The following is a 23,034-nucleotide window of genomic DNA, read 5'->3' on the forward strand; positions in this document are numbered from 1 at the left end:
CAAACCTATTCGATAACGACGCCGAGATCGGCCGCGAATCCCTTGAGGTCGTCGCTTTCAGGAGCCTCCGGGCCGAATGCCGCCACGGCCCGCTCCAAGGCTTCTCTCGCGGCTTCCGGACGCTGCAGCACCATGTATGAACGAATGAGACGCCGCCAGCCATCCAGATCGGCCGGATTTTCACGCAGCTTCTCGTCCAGTCCTGCGACCATGCCTTCGATCATCTGCTGCCGGTCAGCCCCGGAGAGGTCCGACGCGGCCGCGACCTCGTCTTCACTGGGCCCCGCGCCGGATTCGGCGGCACCACCCGAACGCGCCATAGCCTGCTCAACCGCCGAGCGCCACGGCGAAGCCTCCGGCAGGTCGTCGAGCATTTCACGCCAGAGCGACCGGGCTTCGTCAATCGCGCCGTCCTGTGCGCGCGCCAGCCCCAGGAAGAAGCGTGCCTTCGGCTCCCTGGGATCAAGAACAAGCGCTTCCTGAAAGACTGCCTCGGCCTCAGCCGTGACCATGCCCTGCGCACTACCGACGATCGCCTCGCCCAATGCCGCTTTCATATCCGCCGTATCTCCCGACAGGCGCATGATGTTGCGCAATGCTGTCTGTGCATCGCCAAAACGCCCCAGACGCATGTAAACCGGCGCCAGCACCTGCCAGCCGCGCGCATCGTCGGGATTGTCTGCCAGATGTGTCTCGGCCCGTGCAACCAGCTCATCAATCGGCGCTTCGGCGGGCTCCTCGGTCATCCGCGCATGCAGGGGCTGCGCGGGCATGCCCGGCGACCCGGTGAACACATAGAGCCCCCAGCTCACCAGTGGCACGGCGAGCACGGCGATCGCTGCCGTCAGGCGTGTCACGCGCTGGCTTGCCAGATGTGCCTTCTGCCCGCCTGCCGCTTCTGAAGCCCTCAGAATCCGGCGTCCGATCTCGGCGCGCGCCTGCTCGGATTCCTGATGCCCGATGAGCCCGCGTTCGGCATCCCGTTCAACTTCCTCGAGTTGGTCACGATAGACCTCGATATCGTGCGCGCGTGCGTCCTCGGACATCGTGCTGCGCACGGCAAAAGGCCGCAGCACTGCAAAGGCTGCGACGAAGGTCAGAAAAGCTGCGAGGATCCAGAACAACATGGGTCCTAAATAGCTGTCAGGAAAGACGCTGCCAACTCGGCGCACCTGCGGCCATTTGGCAAACCTGTCCTGCTGCGGGGATTGCGACCATGGCGGCAGGGCCTGCTCCTGAAGCGCCTCCAAGTTTCATTGAAACGCAGAAGCGCTCAATCCTATTATATTTAGGCAGTTCCGGATGGAGAACCGGTGCCCGCTTTTCGTGGAATTGCTCTAGCCGAGCAGCATCCAGCTTCCATCCTCATTGCGGCACGCGGTCCCGCGCGCTTCGCGCGGTGCGCCGTTGATCTGGATGGTATGGGTGTATTGCCGGCAATCCTGGGAACCAACGCGGTAAGGCTGTGCCGCGCGCACCGTCCCGGCGCGGCCTGAGCCTGTGTCCTGCCACGAGACATCCTGTCCGGCCGGTGTGTTCTCCAGCGCCTTGTATTCAGCCTCTATCGCAAGGCGCTTTTGCCGGCGCGACAGTGCCTCACCAAATTCGCCGCCAATCAGGCCACCACCCTCCATGCCCAGTATGGCGGAGCTGTCTGCCGCCGCCTGGGATGCCGCGAACTGATTTGGCTCAAGCTGCGAACCCGACATGTCGCTGCTCAGGCAGCCCGACAAAACCGCGGAGAACGCTATTGCAAAAACTGCTGCGACTTTCATTGATCCCGATGGTCCCCTGAGACACACTTATCGTTTGCGAGGCATTTAAGGCGTCGATTTGGCCCAATTTAGGCAGTTCTCGTCAGCTGGCACCCTGGGTTTCTGCGCGCGGCAAGGAAACAACAGCCTTTAGCCCGCCAAGCGAGGATCGTTCCAAAGCGAGAGAACCACCATACTCTTCCACCAGGTCTGCGACAATCGCAAGCCCAAGCCCCGTTCCCGGCTTTGTTTCATCGAGCCGCCGGCCACGCTTCAGCGCATCACGCGCCTTTTCCTCCGGAATGCCCGGACCGTCATCTTCGATGAGAATCAGAACGCCATGCCCATCGCCCTGCGTTTCTCCTTCCTCCACGGAAAGAGAAACCCGGCTTCGGGCCCATTTCATGGCATTTTCCATGAGATTGCCACTTATTTCCTCCAGGTCTTCCCGCTCTCCCGCAAAGATCAGCGGTTCATCCGGGAATTGCACCTGAAGGTCGATGGAAGGATTGAGTTTGCCCATCACGCGCGCCATTCGCTCCAGCGACGCCTTGACCGGCGTGCGAAAAACGAGACTGTCGCGCTGTGCGGCGGCCCGCGCCCGCTGCAGATAATGATCAAGCTGCTGTTGCAGCGCGGTCGCCTGTGCGGTGATCAGCTTCCCGCGTTCGCCGCCAACGGCATGCCCTTCGTTCATGAGCACCGCCAGGGGCGTCTTGAGGGAGTGCGCCAGATTGCCCACCTGCTTGCGTGAGCGTTCAACGATGCGGCGGTTGTTGTCGATCAGCGCATTTGTTTCATCAGCGAGCGATTCGATCTCCGTCGGAAACGGCCCCTCCAGACGCTGCGCAGAACCCGCCCGAATATCCGAGAGGGCCTGTTGCACGCGATTGAGCGGGCGCAGACCGTAAAGGATGGCGAAGACGTTGATCGCAATCATGCCGAGACCGAATATGGCAAGGTAGCCATAGAGCTTGCGGACAAACTGGCTGACCTCCTCCTCCAGCTCGCTCCGATTGCCCATGACGCGAAAGCGGGCCACCTGCCCCTGATCTCCCACCACGAGTTCTGCCTCGACCACCTCGATCGTATCGCCGCCGGGTCCCACCGTCATATAGCTGCGCTGGAACCCCGTGTTAAACGGCACATCACTGCTATCCGGCGAAGGGATCGGCGTCGCCATTGACGGCGAGCGCAGTGCCCCGCCCAGATCGCTGGTCACCGGTTCCACCGCCCAGTACCAGCCGGATTGGGGCTGCAGAAAGCGCAGATCGTCGAGATTGGGACTGCCCTGCAGGTCACCGTCTTCAGCGATGCCCACCGAGCCGATTACATTGTTGAGATAGGCGGAGAGAACACTATCAAAACCACGTTCCGACACCTGTCGAAACAAGGCCGAGATGATCGTTGCGATGACAACCAGCGCGATGACCGCCCAAAAAGATGAAAACGCGATGACGCGCACCGCAAGCGAGCGGGATACGATCCGCCTGAGCCAGGACTGCGTCTTCGGATCAGTCATCACCGGGGCCTAACCGGCCTCCGGTTCGCGCAGGCGATACCCCATGCCGCGCACGGTTTCGATCAGGTCCACATCTCCGAGTTTCTTGCGCAGACGACCGACAAAAACCTCGATTGTATTGGAATCCCTGTCGAAATCCTGATCGTAAAGATGCTCGACCAGTTCCGTCCTCGAGACAACCGTGTCCCGATGATGCATCAGGTAGGCAAGCAGCCGATATTCGTGGGAAGTGAGTTTCAGCGGGATTCCGTCGACATCGGCCTTGGAGGCCTTGGTGTCGAGGCGCACCGGCCCACAGCGCAGTTCCGTCGAGGCGTGGCCTGCTGCGCGTCGGATGAGCGCGCGCAGCCGTGCGAGCACTTCCTCGATGTGAAACGGCTTGGTCACGTAATCGTCGGCTCCCGCATCGATGCCAGCCACCTTGTCGCTCCAGCGATCGCGTGCGGTGAGGATCAGAACGGGCATTTTACGGTCATCCTGGCGCCAGCGTTCCAGCACGCTGATGCCGTCCATCTGCGGGAGGCCGATATCGAGGACCACCGCGTCATATGGCTCGGTGTCGCCGAGAAAGTGCCCTTCCTCACCGTCAAATGCCCTGTCCACAACGTAACCGGCGTCGGTCAGCGCCTCGCATATCTGCCGGTTCAGATCCTTGTCGTCTTCGACAACGAGAATGCGCATTAACCCCTCGACCTGGTTCGTTTCACAAATTGGCTTTGTCGCCGCCGCTGCGCGACACTAGAGCAATTCCAGGAAAAGTGGAAACCGGTTTTCCGTCCGGAATTGCGCAAAATCAATAGGATAGAGCGTTTCTGCGTTTCAACAAAAAGCGAAAGCGCTCTAGTTTGCGGGTACTACGAATTCGGCCCGCTTAGGGCGTTCCCCGTTGCCCCCCGGAATGACCACCACCACCCTGCAGACGGTCTGTCCTCCCTGTGTCTCCGCAGTTGCCTGAACCAGCGTACCACCGTTTTGGGAAGCGACCCGTGAACCGACAGAGTAGCAATCGACGCCCGCCTGGGCTGGCGATGCCGTGGGCCAGAGCAGCACCGGCAGAAGAGCCAGAGCCGCGAGGAAGCCGGGTTTATGTGCGCGATGCCAGAACATGCATCCGATGTACCCCATCGAGGCTGAATAGGAAATGAACAGCATGTCATTTTACCCGTTCCTGCCCTTTCGAAGCAGGGGCGCAGCCGCCCGGTTGCGCCCCTGCTTCGTTGTGTCACCGTATACGGCTACGGGCCTGGATCCTGCCGAAGATGGCGATCAGGCCGGAAATTGCGGTAACCGCCTGCAGAAGCCCCTCGGATACGGCGGAACTATCGATATCGCCCAGCGGGTAGCCCAGCATGGTTGCCGCCGTCGCTGCAATTGTCACCATCGACGCCCAGATCGTGCGGGACAGGTACCAGGGTTTGCTGTCATTCATCCTTTTTCCTTTCGCTTGTTTGGTGCTCAGCCGGCGACGGAAACTGTCGCCGGTATGCCCGGACCGACCTGCGCGCTTACCTGACGCACGGTGAACCGGATCTCTGACGGCGCCGCCGGAAAATCAGCAGCCCTCATTTCCGGCGTGTAGGTCCATTCCGTAGTCTCGGAAGTCACGCTGCGGAGCGGAGCGCCATCGTCACCGGCTATGTCGATCCGATAACGCTCGCTCGCTTCACCAAGCGGAACATCGTCGCCAAGCCAGCTTTCGGCATCCATGCGTCCACGTCGTATCCAGGAAAGAACGACCGCACCCGACGAGGCCTTACGGGCCCTGAGATGCACCGGTGACAGGGGCATCAGCGCTCTCAGACCACCCACCGCCTGCATCTGAAAGAAGCGGGCGCTGCCAAACGCCTCGCCGGCGGGGCCTATGCGCCAATGGCGTTCAAGCCCGGCCTCCGTGGCACGCAGTCCCACCGCCTGTACGGCCTGATCGAGCAGGATGAATCCAGCCCCCTCCGGGGCACCGGCCTGCATTGCGTCGTCGGTGCCAAGCTGCCCGCGCAGAAGCCCGTCAAGCCGCCACACCGATGGCTCGATCTCTTCTGCGGTCGTAAACTGCAGCACTTCCCAGGCTCCGGCCCCGCTGAACACCGCGGCCGCATTGGCGCCATTGACGAGCTGCGCCGGCGAAACGCTCTCCAATGCACCGGAAAGGAGCTCCACGATGATTGTCCGGCTCCGATCCAGCCGACCTGATACGCCGGCGCCCAGTTCCTCTCTCAGGAACCCGATGGTGGCACGCCGGGCAATCCGGCTCCGCATTTCGAAGCCGCTCTCCTCGGGTGAGGCGAACGCCACGTGGCTGCTCCATGGGGTTGCGTGGACAGCGACACGAAACTGCTCTTCCGCTTCCCTTGTGCCCGGTTGCCAGGGCAGGTCCAGCAACAGCGCAAAGGCAGCGCTTTCGCCCTGCTCGCCATCGTCTGACGGTGGCGTTGAAGCTGATCGTGCCGCAGGCGCGGGATTGGCGTGCACACGCCGCGCCTTCACGCTGCTGAACAGGCCGTCTTCGACCTCGGTGACCAGATATCGGGTCGAACCCGAAATCTCCGGAAGACGCAGGATCGAACCCGGCTGCACCCGATCTGCGGAAAACGGCAACGCAAAGCGGGCTTCTTCCCGCGCCGCCCAGTGGCGCAGCAGCCAGTCCTTTGCCTGTCTTTCAGCCTCCGGCGCTGCCAATACGCCCGGGAAACTCAGAAAATGCTTTCGTCGCCCTTTCGCACCGATATGAACCGCGCGCGTCGTCGCGGCCTGGTGGTCGCGCATCTCATCGCGGAAATCCACATGCAGTTCAGCAGGCAACGCGTGGTCGGGTTCGCGTATCCGCTCGAAAACGGCGCCATCGGCTTCCGTTGCCAGTTCCGCAACCTCCCGTGCATCCTTCAGGGCCGCTCCCGGCGAGCGGAAAACGAGTTCCCCGTCCCGCTCATGGGCGCCGATCCCGAAGAGATCGACAATCGGCTCGATGGCGGCCCTTGCTGTGGCCGGGTTGGCGACCACATAGCCCGCGATCGCGCCATCGGCATGCATCGTTTCCGCTGGCGCCAGACCATGGTCTTTCAGAATGGCGTTGATCAGATCGCCGACCGTCATGCTGCTTGCGCGGCCATTGAGCCAATGTCCGCATGCCCAGTTTCCGCCATCTCCCCAGATGTCGCCGCGATTGGGAAATGCCGGGAAGGGCCGTGCATCCCATGCCCAGAGGCTGAACATCTTCGGATCGACCATCGGCCCTTGATAGACGGGCGAAACAGGGTTGTGAGATCCCGTGTGTGCCCAATAGGCATAATGCGCCTCGAGCAGACGATGCTGCGCCAGGTCCGAACGTCCGCCGTTCGAATAGTATGGCAAGGCGTTCTCGGACGACTTGGCATCCGGGAACACGTTCGGCTGGTTCGGCCCCTTGTCGACCGCCGGGCAGCCAAGCTCGGTGAAAATAATCGGTTTTGACGCCGGCACCCATCCGGTAGGCGCGGATTGCTCCACGCCGCCAGGACGGTCGAAATGCTGGTTCGACCACCACGAAACCAGATCCTTGTAGCGGAAAACCCAGGGTTTCCCGTGCGCCCCGTCGGTGATGGGCGTGCGAAGCCGCGCGTGCCGGTCCGCCTCGCTCGCATAGTACCAGTCGTAACCTTCGCCTGCGGCGATATTTGCTTTCAGTCCGGTCGGGTCGTAGGGCCCGGAAAACCCGTCCGGGCTGTCACCGGTATAGTCCTCGTCGCGCCAGTCGGCGAGCGGCATGTAGTTGTCGATGCCCACCGCGTCGATGGCATCGTCCGCCCAGAGCCTGTCCAGGTGAAACAGCACATCACCGCTGCCATCGGCAGGCTGATGCCCAAAATACTCGGTCCAGTCCGCGCCATAGGTGATTGTGGTCTGCGTCCCCAGAAGTCCGCGCACTTCGTTGGCCATCACCCTTAGGCCTTCGACAAAGGGGAATTGACCGTTCTGATCCCGTAGCCCTGTCAGCCCGCGCAGTTCCGAACCGATCAGGAAACCATCCACACCACCGGCCACCGCCGCCAGATGGGCATAATGCAGGAGAAAACGCCGGTACCCCCAGTCCTCCGGTTCACCGGTGAAATCGACCGTATCACCTGCCTGCGCAAATTCTGCGGTGCCGGCATTGCCGAGCAAAGCGGATACCTGCGCGGCAGCCTCTGCCGTCTTGTCGGCGCTTCCCGGGCGCCCCGGCCCCGGGTAGCACGTGATCCGCCCCCGCCAGGGATAGACCGGCTGATGCGCCTCCCCGTCGGGGCTCGGAAGACTGTTGCCGGCAGGCACATCCATCATGATGAACGGATAGAGCCAGACTTTTAGCCCCCGCGCCCTGATTGCCCGGATTGCAGCCACCACCGTATGGTCTGACGGCGTCCCCCCATAAGCGGCACCGTTTTCGGTGAATGAGACGATCGGTGCGTTCCCCCGTAGCAGACCGGAAACCCGCCACCTCTCATTTTCACCGCCGCCAAACAGGTGACTGGAGAACGACGAAGGAACGCCCATAAGCGACCAGATGTTTCCCCAGTGAATCGGGAAAGCGCTCCCGCCATGCGTGGTCACCATGGGTTTGATCTGGCAGTTGCCCGCCCGCAGGTCCGTGCCAAACCAGGAGACCACAAGCGATATGCTTTTCAGGTTGGGCAGCAGCGCCTGCAACTCGTCGAGCGAGGCCTCAAAATCGCTCTCCGCAACCAGCGTATTGCGATTGAGAACTTTATGATGCCCAGGTTTCTCGTGGATTCTTACCGCTTCAGGTGAAAGGCCGAACTCGGTGGAACCGGGGATGAGGGCGACGGAACCGATCTTCCCGTTCAACGCGCCAACCGGTCGAAGAACCTCGAACTGGAGCTGCGGTATGCGCCGCCCATAATCGTCGATCGGCATTCGGTCGATGACGACATAGGCGGTTCCCCTATAGGCTGGTGCGTTGCCCGCCCCCTGTTTCGCCTCGATCAGCGGATCGGGTAGCTGGTCCTCGGTTCCCCGATAGATCCGGATGTTGACCTTGCTCTGATCCACCTCCTGCCCGTCGGCCCAGATGCGCCGTACGCCTGCGATTTCCCCTTCGCAGATCGCGAAGGCAGCGTTGGCGAAATACGCGTATGTGGTAACCTTTGGTCCGCCCTTGCCACCCTGGCGCTCCGTGGTGCTGGTTTCTTCGAACCGCGTCGCCCAGATCAGTGTCCCGCCGGTGCGCACGGTGCCGTAGAGCCTGGGCAATGGCGCGCCTTCTTCCCCGGAAAAGGGCCTTGCCGCCGCGAGGCGCGGCCCTTCGTAGTGCTGCGACCCGCCAAAAAGAGCCCGGTCCACAACATATCCGGCCAAGGCACCTGCGGCGGTTCCGATGGTCGCGCCGACAGGGCCAAGAAGGCCACCGATGAATGCACCAGCCGCCTGCAAGACGAGTGTAGCCATGAGTTCCTACTTTCCGGATCTGGAGGGTGCAGGCATCGAAAAGGCAAAGACACCCGCAATGCGCCTGCGCCATTGCGGCACGAGTGGTGAAACCACGACCGCGCTTCCCTCATAGGCATGCACGAATGCGTCTGACGCCGTCATGATGCCCACATGCTTGGCCGGGAGATGCGGGCGCCAGCGAAAAATCACCATGTCGCCCGGCTCTGGTTCTGAATGCGCCCGCTCCAGGCAGTGCCGTCTGGCTGCAGCAAGAAGCCGATCCTCTCCCGTGCTTTCAGCCCAGTCAGCGCTGTAAACGCCCGGATCCTCAGCCTCGCGGCCGAAAACGTTCCGCCATACGCCACGGAGCAGACCAAGGCAGTCGCAGCCCACGCCCCTGCGGCTTGCCTGATGACGATAGGGTGTCCCGACCCAGCTCAGCGCCTCGCCCACAATGGCATTTCGCAGGGCCGCTTCTGTCGAAAATTGCCGCTGCATCATTTCACCAGCGCCTTGCCGTCGAAGACACCCTCGTCCCGCACATAGCTATAGGCCGCATCATCGCCGGGCAGATGCGGAAACCCGCGAAAATTCCGCTGGTTCAGGAATTTCGCCTTGCAGGTGGAAAACCGCTTGTCGCACCCGGCGACAATCGTGAACGCGTCTCCCGTTTCTCCGGCCAGCGGCGCTTCCCGCCACAATGACAACCGGGCCTCACCACCAGCGCTCATATGGTTGATCACGCGCTCCTTCCGGCCTGAATGCGCACCGCTGGTCCAGGTCAACACCCCATTGTCAAGCCAACCTGTCTCAAAGGCACCAACCCCCGCGACCACCACGACACCGCCATCTTCGACGCGAAGAAGCGTACCACTGCCCGCAAAGCGGTCATCGTTCAGGTTCACGCCGCATCGATGGTCCCCAAGTTCGGCGTCGCAACCGCGCCCAATGGTTCGCCCGTTCGGCTGATCAAGCGCCCAGGCCTCGCTTTCCAGCTCGGCAACGAAACTTCCATCCCGCCGCGTCACCTTGCCGATCACGGCAACACGCAGTCTCTGAAACATCGAAGGGTCCTGCCAGTTGACGAGCAGTGTCTCGACCCTTGCTCCGTCATAGAGTCCGGACAGAATGTCCTCCTCCCGGATATCAGAGGCGGAAAGCGCTCCTGCCACGTCCACCGTGTCCACCGAAAGCCCGAACGACGATCTGGCCTCGCTTGCCGTGAAACCCGTCTCCGGCTGGAAATTTGTGCCGTCGCACTGGAGCGCCCTGTCATGATCGGTGAAGCCGAGCACGGCGCCATCGGACCGGCTCAATCGCCAGCAATTGCAAAGGCTGGTGACTTCCCCTTCAATGTGCGCGGCCAATGTTTCGCCTGTTGATGTCATGCAAGTATCTCCACCAGCGGGATCGAGGGGATCTGCCCTGCCCTGAAAGCACTCAGGCTCACAGACAGCCGTTCGATATCGAAGCGCACGGGCACGTCGAAGACGAACCCGGCTGTTACGACTGCACCCACAGCCGGCACGGCCCCGGGCTGGAACACAAGCTCACCGGTCTCACCGTCGACTGCATAGTCGAGTGACGTTTCCTTCAGCGCACCGTCGACGGCGACGAGCACCGTATCGGCCACGGGATGGGTGATCGGGCGCCGGACGGCCTCCGGCCCCTCCCCATAGGTCTTCGTCAGCTCGAAGCGTCCTGTCACGCCATCGCCCGTACCGATGGTCTGATCGTGCTCTGTCGGTGTCTCCGAGGGCCGGCATGATTTCATGTCGAACGGGTCTCGGAACCGAAAGCCGTGCAGCGAGCCCCGCCGCGCTTCGAAGAAGGCAAGCACTTCATGCACGTCATCGAGCGAGCGCAACCCGGTGCCGGCATCGTAATGCCGCCGCGCCAGCGCCTGTCGCGCATTGCGTTTCTCGCGGCCCGACACCAGTTGCACAATCTCGTTGCGCCGCTCTGGCCCGCCCGTGGCCCCAAACGAAATGGCCAGCGGAAACCGCACGTCATGAAAGGCGTTCATGCCGGTTCTTCTCCTGCCTCAAAAGGTTTTGGCGCCACGCGAGACAGCCCGCGCCAGCATGCCCGTGATCTGGGCCTCCGATTTGCGAAACGATGCTGCGTCCGGCGTCGACACGTTGAAGACAATGTTCGCCGCCGGGGCGCTGCCGCCCGCCGCCACTCCCAGCCGCCCGTCGGCGCCGCGCTGCAGGGGGAGGATCGCCTCTGCACCCGCCTCACCCATCAATCCCGTGCCGCCGCCCATCGGAAAATAGGTTGGCGAAGAGACCACCCCGCCATCGGCAAACGGCACCACGCCGCCCTTGGCGAAAGGCAGGATGCCGCCGACAACGCCTGAAAACAGCGACGAGCCCAGCGCCGCCAAAGGCTGCAGCGCCTGCGAAAGCGCCATGCTCGCCAGGTTCATGCCGATGCTGCGCAGCACATCTTCAAACGATTTTCCGCTGACAACCGCACTTTTCAGCGCGCCGGTCATCTGCCGGCCGAAGCCGTCCGCCAGTTTTTCCAGTTCGCCCAGCGCCTCCGCGAACGGCTTGGTATCCGCGCGGATCTCAAAGGTCATGTCTTCCAAGGATTTGCCTCCGCTAAGTCTCGGTTTTGGCGATCGGGAAACCGTTCCATCAGCTGATCGAGATCATTGCGTGCCGGCACACCGACAGCGCTGCCGCACACGGCCTCCAGCGCGCAATTGAGTTCGCGCGGCGTCATGGACCAGAACCCATCCGGTGAGAGCCGCAGCACCCCAAAGGCAAATCCCATGACCTCACTCCAGGGAAAGGGCCTCGCGCGGGCTGCTGCGGCGTTCAAGGGTTTTGCGCGGGCTCCTCCCCGCCGCCGAAGGTTGCCGTCAGAAGCGCGCTTACAATGCGGGCAAAGCCAGCCGCCCCCTCGTCGCAGCGCATCGCCCGCACATCCTCTTCGCTCACGGCATGGCCGCCGCCGCGAAGACCGGCCGCGATCACGCGCAGCATGTCCCGCGCCGAAAGGCGTCCACTCGAAAACCGTTTTGCAAGTTCCCCCAGATCGTCCGCGGCGAAGGCGTCTTCGAGCTCGGCCAGCGCACCCAGCGTCAGGCAAAGCGTATAGTCCCGGCCGTCGATCCGCGCGGCCACCTCGCCGCGCCTGCGGTTGACGCTGCTCATGGGGCCTCCGCAAAGCTCACGGCACCTGCCGATTCCAGCGCAATCTCGAAAGTCACCTCGCCATCATGATTGCCGCCATATTCCAGGGCGGTGATCTGGAACGGGCCGGACACCACGCCGAAATCCGGGATAGCCAGTTGCCAGCCGGCGACCTCACCGGCGAAGAACCGGCTGCGGATCGCGGCATCCGAAGCCCCGTCCTTGAATATCCCCGATCCGCTTATGGCCGCACGCTGAACGCCGCTGCCGGCCAGCAGTTCGCGCCACCGGCCTGCCGAATCCGCGTCGGTCACGTCCACCGTCTCGCTGTTGAATGCGAGGCGCTTGGCGCGCAGCCCCGCAACGGTCGTGAATGCCCCTGCTCCGCTCGTGTCGAGCTTCAGAAGCAGGTCCTTGCCCTTCTTTGCACCCATATTTGTTCTCCAGGGATGTGTTGGTGTGTCAGACCGGCTCGATCACAGCGCGAAAGCGCATCAGGCCGTGATAGGCGATAAGATCCTCATCGAAGCGGATTTCACTGCCCTCGCGGCGCAGGTTGACGAGGTGATGCCCCGCTATGGAGAGCGGCGAAGCCGTCAGCACCGTGTCGATCCGATCCATCAGTTGCAGCGCTTCGCGCCGTCCCTTGCCATTCGACCAGACATTGACCGTGAAAAAATGCTCGCTGCCCTCTTCAGTATCCGTGCTCCAGTCATGAGCGCTGGCCGGTCCGAACGCGACATAGGGATAGGCCGTGCGGGCGGGCGCCAGATCGTAGAGCTTCGCGCCTCCCAGCGCGCCCGTCAGCGCCACATCTGCAGCCAGTGCGCCGAACACCGCCTTTTGCAGTTCAAACGCGGCGTCGAGCATTGTCACGCTCCTGCGCTTCCAACCTGGCTTTCTCCTCCAGGCGGGAGGCGCGCCGCGCCTCCTCCCCCGCTTCAGCGGCCCTGTGTGCCAGCCGGCGCAGCGCGCGGGTCAGCCCCTCGCCAGTCAGTTTCATGCTCATCTTCATGTCTGCTTCTCCTTGGCGAGACAGACCAGATAACGCCCGGTCTCGTCGGGATCGTGCGCTGTCAGGATGGTGAAAACCCGTGTTGCGCGCACAAGCCGCATGCCGCCGCTCACGCCGGGTCGAAACCGCAGCGTGATGCGATGCGTCACCTCTTCATGGCGCTGCCCCGCGCCGAAGGGTGCCGATGCCCGCACCGGCTCGATGAAACCGAAAACCGTCGCTATCTCGCTCCAGCTCTCGGTGTGCCCGCCCGCCCCGTCCGGAACGAGCGCCGCACGCTGCAGGCTGAGTTCCGTGCGAAACGCTCCAGGATCGATAAACTGCACCCGCATCACAACCTCGGCTTCCGATAGCCCTCGACGAGCCGCTGATAGCCAGCCGGCAGTGAAACCGGTTGATCTTCCGCCCCAAACGAAGCGCGGAATTCGAACCAGTGCGCCACAAGAAGAAGGATGGCGCGCCGCAGAAGGTCCGGCACATCCGTCCCCGCCTCACCATAGCCGGCCCTGAAATCGATCTCGATGCCGTTCAGCCGCCGGCCCGGAAGCGGCCGCGATGCAATCGCCAGCCGCGCCGGTTGCGCATGCGCATCGAGTTGGCAAGCGGCGGGATCGACAGTCGAGGCCGCACCATCGGCGTCGAACACCGTCACCGAAAGCAGTTCGCGCACCGGCGTCCGGTTCAGATAAAGCACATCGCCCTGCGGCCAGTCGTCCAGCGTCAGCCGCCAGGACTGATCGATCAGCGCCTGTCCGGTTGTCTTCTCCACTTCCTGGCGGGCGGCACGGATCAACCCTTCGATGAGCGCATCCTCGCTCAGATGCCCGATCCGAAGATGCGCCTTTGCCTCGGCAAGCGTCACCGGCTCGACCAGCGGATCGACCGTTCGAAATAGCGTCATGCGTGAAACTCCCGTTAAAAAAACGGCCCCGGAACTGCTTCCGGGGCCGCATCGGCATGGTCGTCGAGGGAGGATTACACCGTGCCGAATTTCAGCAACTTGACCGCATCGAAATCCTGAATGCCGCCGCCCACGCGCTTGGTCGTGTAGAACAGCACATAGGGTTTGGCGGAATACGGATCGCGCAGCACGCGAACACCGGCGCGGTCCACCACCAGATAGAAGCGGCGGAAGTCGCCGAAGGCGATGGGTGTCGTGTCGGCGCCGATGTCGGGCATGTCCTCGGCCTCCACCAGCGGGAAGCCCATCAGCATGGCGCGGCTGCCGGGCGTGGCCGGCGGCTGCCACATATAGTTGCCGTCCGCGTCCTTCAGCTTGCGCAGCGTCGCCTGCGTCTTGCGGTTCATCACCCAGCTGGCGCTCTGGCGATAGCCCGCCTTCAGCGCATAGACCAGATCGATCAGCACATCCGAGGAGTCCGTTGCCGGCAGCGCGCCTGCGGCGCCGGTCACATTGTAACCGACACTACCCCAGCTCCAGGTGGCATTGTCCACCTGTGCATAGCTCAGGAAGCCCTTCGGCTTGTTGATCCCGTCACCATTGACGAAAGCCGCGCCCTCCTGCTCGGCGAAGGCGGTCTCCACCTCGCTGGCGATCCACTGGTCGAGATCGACCACCGCATCGTCGAGCAGCATCGCGGTCGCCGCCGGCATAGCGTAGAGCTCGGCCGTGGGGAACTGCAACTCGTCCAGCGTTCCCGTCGCCGTCTCCGGGCGAGCCGCCGTTTCGGCCACCCAGCCCACCGCCGGACCGGTCACCGCAAACGGCTTTTTCAGAACCGCACTCGAAACCTGCCGCACCGAGGCGATGGAGCGGATCGGCGAAAGTTCCGCCAGCCGAGCACCGATGGCTGCCTCCGTCTCATCGGGCACCAGGTAGCCCCCGTCCGGCGCCGAGCCATAGGACATTGCCTTTTCTTCAAGCGAGCGCATGCCACGTTCGTCGCCCGAACGCATATAGACGTCAAACGCCTGCTTGCGCTCCAGGTCCTGAAGTGCCGCGCCGCCGCGCCCCAGCACCGGCCGCGTCTTCTTCAGAACCAGCGTGTCCAGCGCCTGCTTCTGTTCATCGAGCGCCTGCGAAATGCGCTCCACCTTGTCCACCGTCACCACGTCCGCGCTGCGCGTCTCAAGCTGTTTCAGCTTCTCGTTGTTTGCCTGCTTAAAGGTCTCGAACGCGTTCATGAACTCATGGAATGCGCCCGTCACATCGCCCTCGTCCAGCGCCGATTTCACCTCCGGCGCGCGTTTTGCCTGTCCTGCCGTCATGTCTTCATCCTCAATCGTTGAACATGCGGGCCGCCTGGCGGATCACCGCCGCAAGCCCGTCATCAAAGCCCCGCGCGGCGTCCCGCTCGCGTCTCAAGGCGCCAAAGCCCTTGGCGATCACCACCCGGGCCTCGCGCCGCGTCAGGCCGGCATCCCGCGTCAGCCAACGCTCAAACTCGCGCGCCGTGGGCAACGGCGCGCCCCTATTCTCCGTCTTCACCTCGTCCACACGCGCCTCCGGCAGCATGGGAAAGGTGACCACGGAAATCTCCCAGAGATCCGCCTCCACGATGCGACGCACGCCGGTCTTCGCTTCCGTCTTCGCCTTCACCGTGCGAAAGCCAATGGAAAGCCCGTCGAGCGCCCGGTCGCGCATCAGTTCCCAGACCTCCCGCGCCCTGGCCACACCAAGCGCCAGCCTTCCCCGCACCAGAAGGCCGCGCGCGTCTTCGCGCAGTTCCTCCCAGGTGCCGATAGGCTGGTTCGGGTCGTGCTGGAAAAGCATGCGCACCCCGGCCGCCCCGCGTTTTTCGAGCGAGCGCGCAAACGCGCCCCGCTCCACCGCGTCACGGCCAAGGTCGACCTTCCCGAACAGGCTCGCATAGCCAGAGAACGTCCCGTCCGCCTCGACCGTCTCGATATCGAGCCCGGCATATTTGCGCTCATCGGGCATTGGCGCGATCTTTGCCTGCATGCTCTAGCGTCCTTTCTCATCGTGAAGAGTGTCGGTACGGCCATGCGGCAGCGGCGCAATCGGGCGCGCCTGAAAATACCGCAGCGCCAGGCCGATGGCGCTCCAGGCGCAAAGGCTCGCAACAGCCGCTCCCATCAGCATGGTTTCGGCCGCGCCCAGCCGTTCCGTCAGTTCCAGAATTTCGGCAAGCTTCAGCCCCGTCGCCCCGCCGAAAACCATCCCGCACACCACACCGACCGCAAAGCGGATCGCCGCATCGCGCCGGTGATTGGGCAGGATATAGGCAAGCGAAATGGCGGAGCCGGCCACAGCGCCAGCCCCCTTTGCGAGCCATATCCAGCCCGCATGGGTCATGTCGGTCATCGGAAAAATCCTCGTTCGGGATCTTGTTGAAATAACCGGGCTCAAATGCCCGGCCGCCTATGCAGCATCCAAACGTCAGGCAGCACTCATGGTGAGACTGTCGCCGAGATCATCAAACAGGCGCTAAAGCAGTCTTCTTTCACAGCAAAGCAGGCGCTCCCGGCGCTCACGCTTGGCGACAGCCTTCGCCAGATATCGATACAGTTCCGCCTCACTGCCGGTACGCTGGTTGCGGTAGATCACACCATCCCCCTTTTGGCATTGCGCTCAAATCTGTACCCGCTTCGAAAGAATTCTTTCAGCAACCGCCTGCGTCCCCAGAGAGGATTAAAATGGGGAACCGCTCCACGGGTCAGCTCGTGAAATCGTTCACGCGCCTGTCGTGCAACAGCCTCGAAATGAGTTATTTCACCGCGTATGGTCGACATAGCGCATGTCGATCCGCGCCCCCCACCCGAGAGCAAGACAACCCGTCATCACACCGATTGCGGGTTCTACCGGTCCTCTGGAATGTCCACTTGCAGCAGCTGCCCGGCCAGCCGATCGATCCTCTTCCAGTCCGGCACCAGCTCAGGAAGCATGCGCTCCGCAGCAAGCAGATGATACTTCAGGTCCTCCGCCGAAACGCCATCTTCCAGCAAGCCGTAAAAAGTCCACATCTGATCGGTGTAGGTGCGGTCGAGCTTTGTAAGATTCTCCACCAGTTCCGGCTTCCACTCCGCCAGAAGAATGCACAGGATGCGGTCCAGCGTCTGGCTGCGCGCGGTCCACCATTCAGTCCCGCGTTCATATTCGAGCTTCTGACCGATAAGAGCACCCGCCTCCCCGATGACGACCTGCGGAATGTTCATTCTGCCAAAATCGCCCTTGCTGCAGGTCCAGTAGCCGTCATCCGCAAGGACAAACCAGCTTTCCATGGAACGCAGAAACTCCACAGTTTCGGCCTCCGACATGGGAGGACACCTGCCAGGTTTCACCGTATCCCACGAGAATTGCGCAAGTCCTTTCCTGTGCAGAAACCTAACCGCCTCACAAAACTCAACCAGATCACTACGGGAAGGTGGCTCGAACACCGTATTGATCAGGGTAAAAATGTTCTGTTCCCAACTTTCCTCCAATGTGGCAAGCAAACGGTTGCAGACTTCATCGATCGTGGTCATGATCGGCTACACTGGCGGTTCGCAGTGTTCATCATTCATGAATCCACCATTCGAACCCGCGATCATGGACCAGTTTTTCGGCCAGTTCAGCTCCACCGCCTTCGCCGATAAAAAGTTGCGGAATGACGGTGGTACGAATTTCGCCCTTACCACATGTCCAGTTTCCGTCTTCGCCCAGCACAAACCAGTCCTCCAACGAATCCAGCAGGGCGCTGGTCTCGCTTTCAGTTAAACTCGGACAGTCACCGGGACTGAGTATCCTCCACGAGAAACTGACGAGCTCTCTCTGCTTCAAACACCTGATCGCACTGCAGTATTCGATCACATCTGCGCTTGAAGGCGGATGGTACACCGTGTTGATGAGAGTAAAGACATTATCCTCCCAGCTTTCCTCAAGCGAAGCCAGAATCCTTGCACCGATTTCATCGATCATATTCATGGGTCGCTATCTCAATCGGTGTCAGGAATGGGTGTGTGCGGCTGCTCTTAGAGACCATCCCTCATCCTATACCTATAGTAGATTTTGAAAGGATTTTCGCGTCAACTGTAGTGCGGGAACTCTCCCGGGGGCTTGCCATGATGCGAACCGCCTCGCCGGTACGCTGGTTGCGGTAGATCACACCATTTCCACTTTTGGCATTGCGCTCAAATCTGTACCCGTTTCGAAAGAGCTCTTTCAGCAACCGCCTGCGTCCCCAGAGAGGATTGAAATGGGGAACCGCCCCACGGGTGAGCTCCCGAAAGCGATCACGCGCCTGTCGGGCAACAGCCTCGAAATGAAGTATTTCACCGCGTATGGTGGACGTGGCGCTTGTCGATCCGCGCCAATTCCGATCGAGCCGCCGTACACGGCCCACATGATACCGAGCCTGACTGACAGCAATCTCGAGACGCGTGATCTGCGCGAGCGATGCGCCCGGATAGCGCCGGCGCATTCGCGCAATACGCGATGCCCGCCCGCTTGCCGGCACCACAACGGACCCACCCCCGTCCGTCCACCGCCCGCCACCAGGATTTCCCGCCTGAACGCGCGGCTGAATATGCCACCTGGGGTTGCGCTTCAGTGCCCGTTCCAGCCGCCCTGCAGCAGCCAGCAGCCGGACCCATGCCGCCTCCCCGCGCATTCGGGCGGCAAGCATTTCCATATCCACCATAAAGCGCCTCACTCGCCATGCGGGCCATAGCCCACGGCCCGGCGTTTTTCCTCGTCGCTCAGGAAGTCGGCAGCGCCCACCCGGCTCCACAGCGCCTCGCGCTCGGCGGCCAGCCCCTCGATGCCGTCGGCGTCGTACCAGAGCCGCACGCCAGCGCCGAACACCGGCTGGAGCCAGGCGGAGAACTCCTTCGCCACCCGCCCCACAAGCGGCAGCACGGTCAGGCGGTAAAAGGCCCGGTTCGCCTCCTGATAATTGGCATAGGTGTTGTCGCCGGGAATGCCGAGCAGCATGGGCGGCACGCCAAGCGCCAGCGCGATGTCGCGGGCAGCGCCATTCTTCGCCGCCATGAAGTCCATGTCGCGCGGCGAAAGGCTCATCGCCTTCCAGTCGAGCCCGCCTTCCAGAAGCAGCGGCCGTCCGGCGCGCGCGGCACCCGCATAGCCCTGTTCCAGTTCCACCTTCAGCCGGTCGAACTGGTCGTCGGAAAGGTTCCCGCCCTCTTTCGGCGCATAGACCAGCGCTCCCGAAGGCCGCGCGGAGTTGTCGAGCAGCGCCTTGTTCCAGCGCGCCGCCTGGTTGTGCGTGTCGAGCGCCATCAGCGCCGCACCCAGCGGCGCGAAACCATAGTGATCGTCGAGTGGATGAAAGAGGGTGAGTTGCAGCGCCGCACCCGCTTCCAGCGGCACACGCTCGCGCGCCTTGCCCTCGCGGTAGTCCAGTGCCACCGGCCAGCCGCCCGCATCCGCCACCACCGACACCCGGTCCGGCCGCAATAGATGCAGTTCGCGCGTGCCCGTCCCCGTTTCCAGCATGCGCAGATAGGCATTGCCCGACAGAAGCAGATGCCCGTAAAGCGCCTCCATGAAGCCGCTGCCGGCCTGGCGCTGGTTGGGCCGTGCCATCATCTCCAGCACGGGATGCGCGTTGTGCTCCCGCGCACCTTCGTAAAGCAGCCAGGGGATCGCCGCTGCCGCCTCCGCCACAAGCCGCACGGCACGATGCGCGATCGGATTGGCCATAAACCCCTCGCGCGACATCGCAGCATAGTCGCGCCGCGTAAACCGCGCCTCCGCCTCCCGGTGCAACGCGACGAAGCCGCCGGCATGCATCTGTTTGGTTTCAACCGGCGCGACAGCACCTCCCGGACGCTTTGCCCAGGGCCAATACCAAGCCATGTGATTTTCCCGATCCGTGTTTCTTTATCTGCTCAGCCGAGTGCGCGCACGCGCGGCTCCCGCCGGTTCGAAAGCATGAGTTCGCTCAAGGCCCAGACCAGAGCATCCACCCGGTCTGGCGAGTGTCCGCCCGAAAGCCCGTCGAGGCCGAAATCGCACATTTCGTCCTCAAGCTCGGGAAAGCGCGCCGCATGGCGCACCCGCCCCTGCTCGTAAAGTGCGGCCACCGGCTCCGCCCGCAGCCATTTGCCCCGCGTTGCCCGCACCGCCTTCACCGGCACGCTTGCATCCACCGTGGCAATGACCGTCGCCACCATCTCACCGCCCTGGTTCACCTCGGCCACAAGGCAATCGGCTTCAAGCCGGTGATAAAGCGCCACCGCGCGTGCCGCCCATTCCTGCGGCTTGGCCCCCTTGACCGTCTCGTCGCACAGAACCACGCCACGGCCTGCCGCATCGAGCCCCGCCGCCACCAGCCCACAGGCGTCCGACCTGCGACTGGAAGCCGCCGGCGGGTCGACCGCAACGACAATACGCTTAAGGTCATCCCTCTGCTCAAAGGTCCCGGCCGTCTCCAGCATCGCCCGCGTCCACAGTGCGTCAGGCCGATCCTCGATCAGTTCGCCATCAAGCTCCTGCCGCCCAAGCCGCGTGCCCGCATAGCGCGCTCTTATCGCCCGGATGAAGCCCGGCGCCAGATTGTCCCGGTTTTCGTCCGTGCGCATCCGCGTCACGGTCACATGCGGATCGTCCATCAGCCTGCGGATCAGCGAGATCGGCTTCGGCGTCGTGGTCAGAAGCTGCTTTGGCCGTTCCCCCAGTCGCAGGCCGAACTGGAGCATGTCGAATGTCGCATCCGCCTGTCTCCATTTGGCCAGCTCGTCGCACCAGGCCGCATCGAATTGCGGCCCGCGCAGACTGTCCGGGTCCTCGGCAGAAAAAAGCTGCGCCACCGCGCCATTCTCCCACACGATGCGCCGCCTGCTCGCCTCGAAGCGTGGGCGCGCACGCCGCGAGATCGCCAGAATTCCCGAAGGCCCCTCCACCATCACTTCTCGTGCGTCAGAGAGCGTTTCGCCGATCAGGGCCAGCCGGCCATATCGCATCCCGCCAGCAAAGGGGGGCAAACCCCGCACCAGCGCATTCACCCATTCCGCGCCCAGCCTGGTCTTGCCGGCGCCTCGGCCGCCCATCACCAGCCAGCTGTCGAAAATCGCACCAAGCGGATATTGCGCGAGCCGCGCGACCCCCAGCCATTCCCGCTCAATGGCGTGTGCGAGCTCCTGTTGCAGGTTCAGCCTTGCCCAGCCGCTCTGCAAGCTCTGCAGCAAGGCAGCGGATGCGGTCGTCAATGCGGTCGAGTGCGGCGGCCATCTCTTCATCGCTGGGGGCGTGCTTTCCATCCATGTCCTGCTGCTCGATCACGATCTCGTTCATCTTTTCCACGATCTTGAGCATCGAACCGAGGCCTTCGATCCGCCCCTTGTCGAAAAGATCGCGATGAACCGCATCCTCGATTGCCCGCTGGAGTTGATTGAAGAGCATCCCGATCATGCTTTGCGTCCGCTCAATCGATGGCGGCAGCGCCGGATCGTCTGGCGACCCCCATTTTTCCTCCTGCGCCCGCTTGCGCAAAAGCCGCTCCGAGCGGCCGCTTGCCAGTGCCAGCAGTTCAAAAGAAGGCGGCGCACCTTCACGAAGCGCGCGCACCGCCATCAGATCGGCCGCACCCATCTTGCCCATAGTGTCCATCCATGTCCGAAAACAAAAAAAGGCGCGCCCCCGTCAAAGGACCCGCCTCGAAACGCCGCAACTTTGCGACCATGCATGAACCCTACCGGCGAACCGTTACGCTGTCAAGAATTTTTTCCTAATTATATACTTGACGTACTAGAAGGCGAAATGCCATGATTCGCGATGACAGGCCGGCAAATCGAACTGAGGAAATTGAGATCGACCCCGCAATTCTGAGCAGGTCGCTTGGTCTATTAAGGTTTCATGTCGCTGAGGACCGTTTGATCAATGTCGATCAAGAGGCTTTGGTTTGCGATTTGTATTTTGCGATGACTTCAGACAGGGCAGAGTAGTAGTCGTCGCCCACCTCGTGTATCGCCTCAATCGCTTGTGGGTTGGCTTTATCGGGATCGCTTAGCAGCGCAATGAAGCGGTAAGCAAGATAGCTGGCGCATCGCTCTAAATCTTCGTTGAACAAGACGAGTTCACTTGCTGTTACCGGATGCTCGGTTCTGGTGATCAGTTGCTTCTGAAAGGCTTGAACGTTGACGACTTTCGTCCGTACGATCCGTCGAATATTTTCGCCCGTGAAGAAGCTGTAGTTATCGTGAACGTAACGGTTCCGTGTTGGGCGCAAGTCGTTGTCGAGAAAGTTCAGGGCTGTCTCAAGCCTCTTGTAGGAATTTTTGTCCTCTTGAAGGATCGCGAAGGCTTTTATTAGGTCGCATTTCCGGCTCAAATCGATGATGTCAGTGGCGATGTCGAGGTGTTTCGCGGGCGCGTTTATGTAGCGACCAAGGATCATGCCTAGGTAGCTATCGATATGGGACCACGTTACGCAAATGGCACCGATTTGGAACGTGATCATTCGCGATTCCGATGTGGGATAGGAAAATTCATCAATCATGGCAGACCCCAAAGAAAAAGATCAGGAAAAGGGCGACGAGGTATTGCGCCGCCTGTTGAAGACCCCTCCCGATCACAAGACCGGGAAGGGCGCGAAGCGCGAGAAGGACAAGCCTCGCGACAGCTTGAAGGATCAAGCTGCCAAGCGGTGCTGATTCCTTTCGAACGTTGCTTTGAATTGGGCGGTATCCACTAGGAGTTTGGTCCATGCTGCGCCTGATACTTCCGCCACAATCAGAAGATCGTTTTGGCTCAGGATTTGCTGGATATACCCCCGCAGCGCCGTTGCGTTTGTTGGACCTCCAACATACCAGACTGTCTCAAGAATCCGGCCACGCACGAAAGTTGGCCCCAGCGCGTTCAGATGATCGTCCATCTGTTTGTGCGTGGGGCGAGGTCCGTTCAGGTCATAACTAACTATAAGGTTTGCCATATTTGCACCTGTGATTTGGGCCACAGGAGGGCTTGACGTGAATCGCGTAACGCGCGACTTAAGGGACGTGATCACAAACAAGCCCTCCAACGGCTTGGTTTCAACGTAAAGGCGACCGTCTGAACCACGGTCGCCTTTTACGTTTGAGTGACTCGCGTAGTGGCGACAAGTTCTCATGTCGCCCTCTCCCCGGTTTTCACAGTAACGTTTTCTTGCGTTTTCGGAGAAGCTTTCGCGCTTTCTGCTTAGTGGCCTGCTGCCGGTTTCGTGGACACCGAGATAAGGTGTTTTTGACGAAACCGGAGTTTGTGAATGCAGAGAAGGAAGTTTAGCCGCGAGTTCAAGC

Annotated in this window: 28 protein-coding genes; 1 reads left to right on the plus strand and 27 read right to left on the minus strand. The window is 62.0% G+C overall.

The window, feature by feature from the left end:
* Window positions 1-5 precede the first annotated feature (5 nt).
* The 26 genes from ccmI to AC07E3_RS15740 all read right to left on the minus strand — a co-directional run bounded on the left by ccmI (window position 6) and on the right by AC07E3_RS15740 (window position 22,256).
* Window positions 6-1,127, minus strand: a complete 1,122-nt coding sequence (gene ccmI, locus AC07E3_RS15615; RefSeq protein ID WP_478363168.1) for a c-type cytochrome biogenesis protein CcmI — start codon at window positions 1,125-1,127, stop codon at window positions 6-8.
* A gap of 210 nt (window positions 1,128-1,337) precedes the next feature.
* Window positions 1,338-1,709: an RT0821/Lpp0805 family surface protein gene (locus tag AC07E3_RS15620; RefSeq protein WP_478363170.1), complete on the minus strand. Its 372-nt coding sequence runs from the start codon at window positions 1,707-1,709 to the stop codon at window positions 1,338-1,340.
* 148 nt (window positions 1,710-1,857) lie between these two features.
* Window positions 1,858-3,276, minus strand: a complete 1,419-nt coding sequence (locus AC07E3_RS15625) for an ATP-binding protein (protein ID WP_336065826.1) — start codon at window positions 3,274-3,276, stop codon at window positions 1,858-1,860.
* A gap of 9 nt (window positions 3,277-3,285) precedes the next feature.
* Complete coding sequence (locus AC07E3_RS15630; protein WP_065818396.1) at window positions 3,286-3,957, minus strand: response regulator transcription factor; 672 nt, start codon at window positions 3,955-3,957, stop codon at window positions 3,286-3,288.
* Window positions 3,958-4,498: 541 nt separating this feature from the next.
* Entirely contained in the window at window positions 4,499-4,705 is a 207-nt protein-coding gene (locus AC07E3_RS15635) for a hypothetical protein (RefSeq protein ID WP_336065830.1), read from the minus strand.
* A 26-nt stretch (window positions 4,706-4,731) separates the two neighbouring features.
* Window positions 4,732-8,694 carry a baseplate multidomain protein megatron gene (locus AC07E3_RS15640; RefSeq protein ID WP_478363172.1) on the minus strand — a complete coding sequence of 1,321 codons (3,963 nt, stop codon included), beginning with the start codon at window positions 8,692-8,694 and terminating at the stop codon, window positions 4,732-4,734.
* Window positions 8,695-8,700: 6 nt separating this feature from the next.
* Window positions 8,701-9,174 carry an NlpC/P60 family protein gene (locus AC07E3_RS15645; protein WP_478363200.1) on the minus strand — a complete coding sequence of 158 codons (474 nt, stop codon included), beginning with the start codon at window positions 9,172-9,174 and terminating at the stop codon, window positions 8,701-8,703.
* Window positions 9,174-10,064, minus strand: coding sequence for a DUF2163 domain-containing protein (locus tag AC07E3_RS15650; protein ID WP_478363174.1), 891 nt, complete (start codon window positions 10,062-10,064; stop codon window positions 9,174-9,176). Before AC07E3_RS15650 ends, AC07E3_RS15645 begins: the two co-directional genes overlap by 1 nt.
* Window positions 10,061-10,702: a phage distal tail protein, Rcc01695 family gene (locus AC07E3_RS15655; protein ID WP_478363176.1), complete on the minus strand. Its 642-nt coding sequence runs from the start codon at window positions 10,700-10,702 to the stop codon at window positions 10,061-10,063. Before AC07E3_RS15655 ends, AC07E3_RS15650 begins: the two co-directional genes overlap by 4 nt.
* Window positions 10,703-10,720: 18 nt before the next feature.
* Complete coding sequence (locus AC07E3_RS15660; RefSeq protein ID WP_336065844.1) at window positions 10,721-11,263, minus strand: phage tail tape measure protein; 543 nt, start codon at window positions 11,261-11,263, stop codon at window positions 10,721-10,723.
* The gene (locus AC07E3_RS15665; RefSeq protein WP_478363178.1) at window positions 11,260-11,508 is read right to left on the minus strand and encodes a rcc01693 family protein; all 249 of its coding nucleotides are present in this window, start codon (window positions 11,506-11,508) and stop codon (window positions 11,260-11,262) included. The genes AC07E3_RS15660 and AC07E3_RS15665 overlap by 4 nt, the downstream gene beginning before the upstream one ends.
* Entirely contained in the window at window positions 11,505-11,843 is a 339-nt protein-coding gene (locus tag AC07E3_RS15670) for a gene transfer agent family protein (protein WP_336065849.1), read from the minus strand. The genes AC07E3_RS15665 and AC07E3_RS15670 overlap by 4 nt, the downstream gene beginning before the upstream one ends.
* On the minus strand, window positions 11,840-12,256 hold the full coding sequence (locus tag AC07E3_RS15675) for a phage major tail protein, TP901-1 family (RefSeq protein ID WP_349366657.1): 417 nt from the start codon (window positions 12,254-12,256) through the stop codon (window positions 11,840-11,842). Before AC07E3_RS15675 ends, AC07E3_RS15670 begins: the two co-directional genes overlap by 4 nt.
* A gap of 28 nt (window positions 12,257-12,284) precedes the next feature.
* Window positions 12,285-12,692, minus strand: a complete 408-nt coding sequence (locus tag AC07E3_RS15680) for a DUF3168 domain-containing protein (protein ID WP_322339421.1) — start codon at window positions 12,690-12,692, stop codon at window positions 12,285-12,287.
* A complete protein-coding gene (locus AC07E3_RS15685; protein WP_478363180.1) occupies window positions 12,673-12,837 on the minus strand; it encodes a hypothetical protein in 165 nt (54 codons plus the stop codon). The genes AC07E3_RS15680 and AC07E3_RS15685 overlap by 20 nt, the downstream gene beginning before the upstream one ends.
* Window positions 12,834-13,169, minus strand: coding sequence for a phage head closure protein (locus AC07E3_RS15690; RefSeq protein ID WP_336065858.1), 336 nt, complete (start codon window positions 13,167-13,169; stop codon window positions 12,834-12,836). The genes AC07E3_RS15685 and AC07E3_RS15690 overlap by 4 nt, the downstream gene beginning before the upstream one ends.
* The gene (locus AC07E3_RS15695) at window positions 13,169-13,738 is read right to left on the minus strand and encodes a head-tail connector protein (protein WP_336065860.1); all 570 of its coding nucleotides are present in this window, start codon (window positions 13,736-13,738) and stop codon (window positions 13,169-13,171) included. Before AC07E3_RS15695 ends, AC07E3_RS15690 begins: the two co-directional genes overlap by 1 nt.
* Window positions 13,739-13,812: 74 nt before the next feature.
* Window positions 13,813-15,066 carry a phage major capsid protein gene (locus AC07E3_RS15700; protein ID WP_478363182.1) on the minus strand — a complete coding sequence of 418 codons (1,254 nt, stop codon included), beginning with the start codon at window positions 15,064-15,066 and terminating at the stop codon, window positions 13,813-13,815.
* Window positions 15,067-15,076: 10 nt separating this feature from the next.
* Window positions 15,077-15,760: an HK97 family phage prohead protease gene (locus AC07E3_RS15705; protein WP_478363184.1), complete on the minus strand. Its 684-nt coding sequence runs from the start codon at window positions 15,758-15,760 to the stop codon at window positions 15,077-15,079.
* Between the two features lie 3 nt (window positions 15,761-15,763).
* Window positions 15,764-16,123, minus strand: coding sequence for a DUF6107 family protein (locus AC07E3_RS15710; RefSeq protein ID WP_336065866.1), 360 nt, complete (start codon window positions 16,121-16,123; stop codon window positions 15,764-15,766).
* A gap of 494 nt (window positions 16,124-16,617) precedes the next feature.
* Window positions 16,618-17,283 carry a hypothetical protein gene (locus tag AC07E3_RS15715; RefSeq protein WP_478363186.1) on the minus strand — a complete coding sequence of 222 codons (666 nt, stop codon included), beginning with the start codon at window positions 17,281-17,283 and terminating at the stop codon, window positions 16,618-16,620.
* Window positions 17,284-17,314: 31 nt separating this feature from the next.
* Window positions 17,315-17,722, minus strand: coding sequence for a hypothetical protein (locus tag AC07E3_RS15720; RefSeq protein WP_349366653.1), 408 nt, complete (start codon window positions 17,720-17,722; stop codon window positions 17,315-17,317).
* A gap of 723 nt (window positions 17,723-18,445) precedes the next feature.
* Window positions 18,446-19,615, minus strand: a complete 1,170-nt coding sequence (locus AC07E3_RS15725) for a phage portal protein (RefSeq protein WP_478363188.1) — start codon at window positions 19,613-19,615, stop codon at window positions 18,446-18,448.
* 32 nt (window positions 19,616-19,647) lie between these two features.
* Window positions 19,648-20,946 (minus strand): DNA-packaging protein, encoded by a 1,299-nt coding sequence (locus AC07E3_RS15730; protein ID WP_478363190.1) that lies wholly within the window; start codon window positions 20,944-20,946, stop codon window positions 19,648-19,650.
* On the minus strand, window positions 20,879-21,358 hold the full coding sequence (locus AC07E3_RS15735) for a hypothetical protein (RefSeq protein ID WP_336065879.1): 480 nt from the start codon (window positions 21,356-21,358) through the stop codon (window positions 20,879-20,881). Before AC07E3_RS15735 ends, AC07E3_RS15730 begins: the two co-directional genes overlap by 68 nt.
* A 286-nt stretch (window positions 21,359-21,644) precedes the next feature.
* Window positions 21,645-22,256, minus strand: coding sequence for a hypothetical protein (locus AC07E3_RS15740; protein WP_478363192.1), 612 nt, complete (start codon window positions 22,254-22,256; stop codon window positions 21,645-21,647).
* Here AC07E3_RS15740 and AC07E3_RS15745 point away from each other — a divergent pair.
* Complete coding sequence (locus AC07E3_RS15745; protein ID WP_478363194.1) at window positions 22,255-22,410, plus strand: hypothetical protein; 156 nt, start codon at window positions 22,255-22,257, stop codon at window positions 22,408-22,410. The two genes, AC07E3_RS15740 and AC07E3_RS15745, sit on opposite strands and share 2 nt — an antisense overlap.
* Here the strand turns inward: AC07E3_RS15745 and AC07E3_RS15750 are convergent.
* Window positions 22,389-23,034, minus strand: a 646-nt coding sequence (locus AC07E3_RS15750) for a hypothetical protein (RefSeq protein ID WP_478363196.1), incomplete at its 5' end; no start/stop codon positions are given. The two genes, AC07E3_RS15745 and AC07E3_RS15750, sit on opposite strands and share 22 nt — an antisense overlap.

The organism is Nitratireductor lacus, assembly GCF_056431025.1.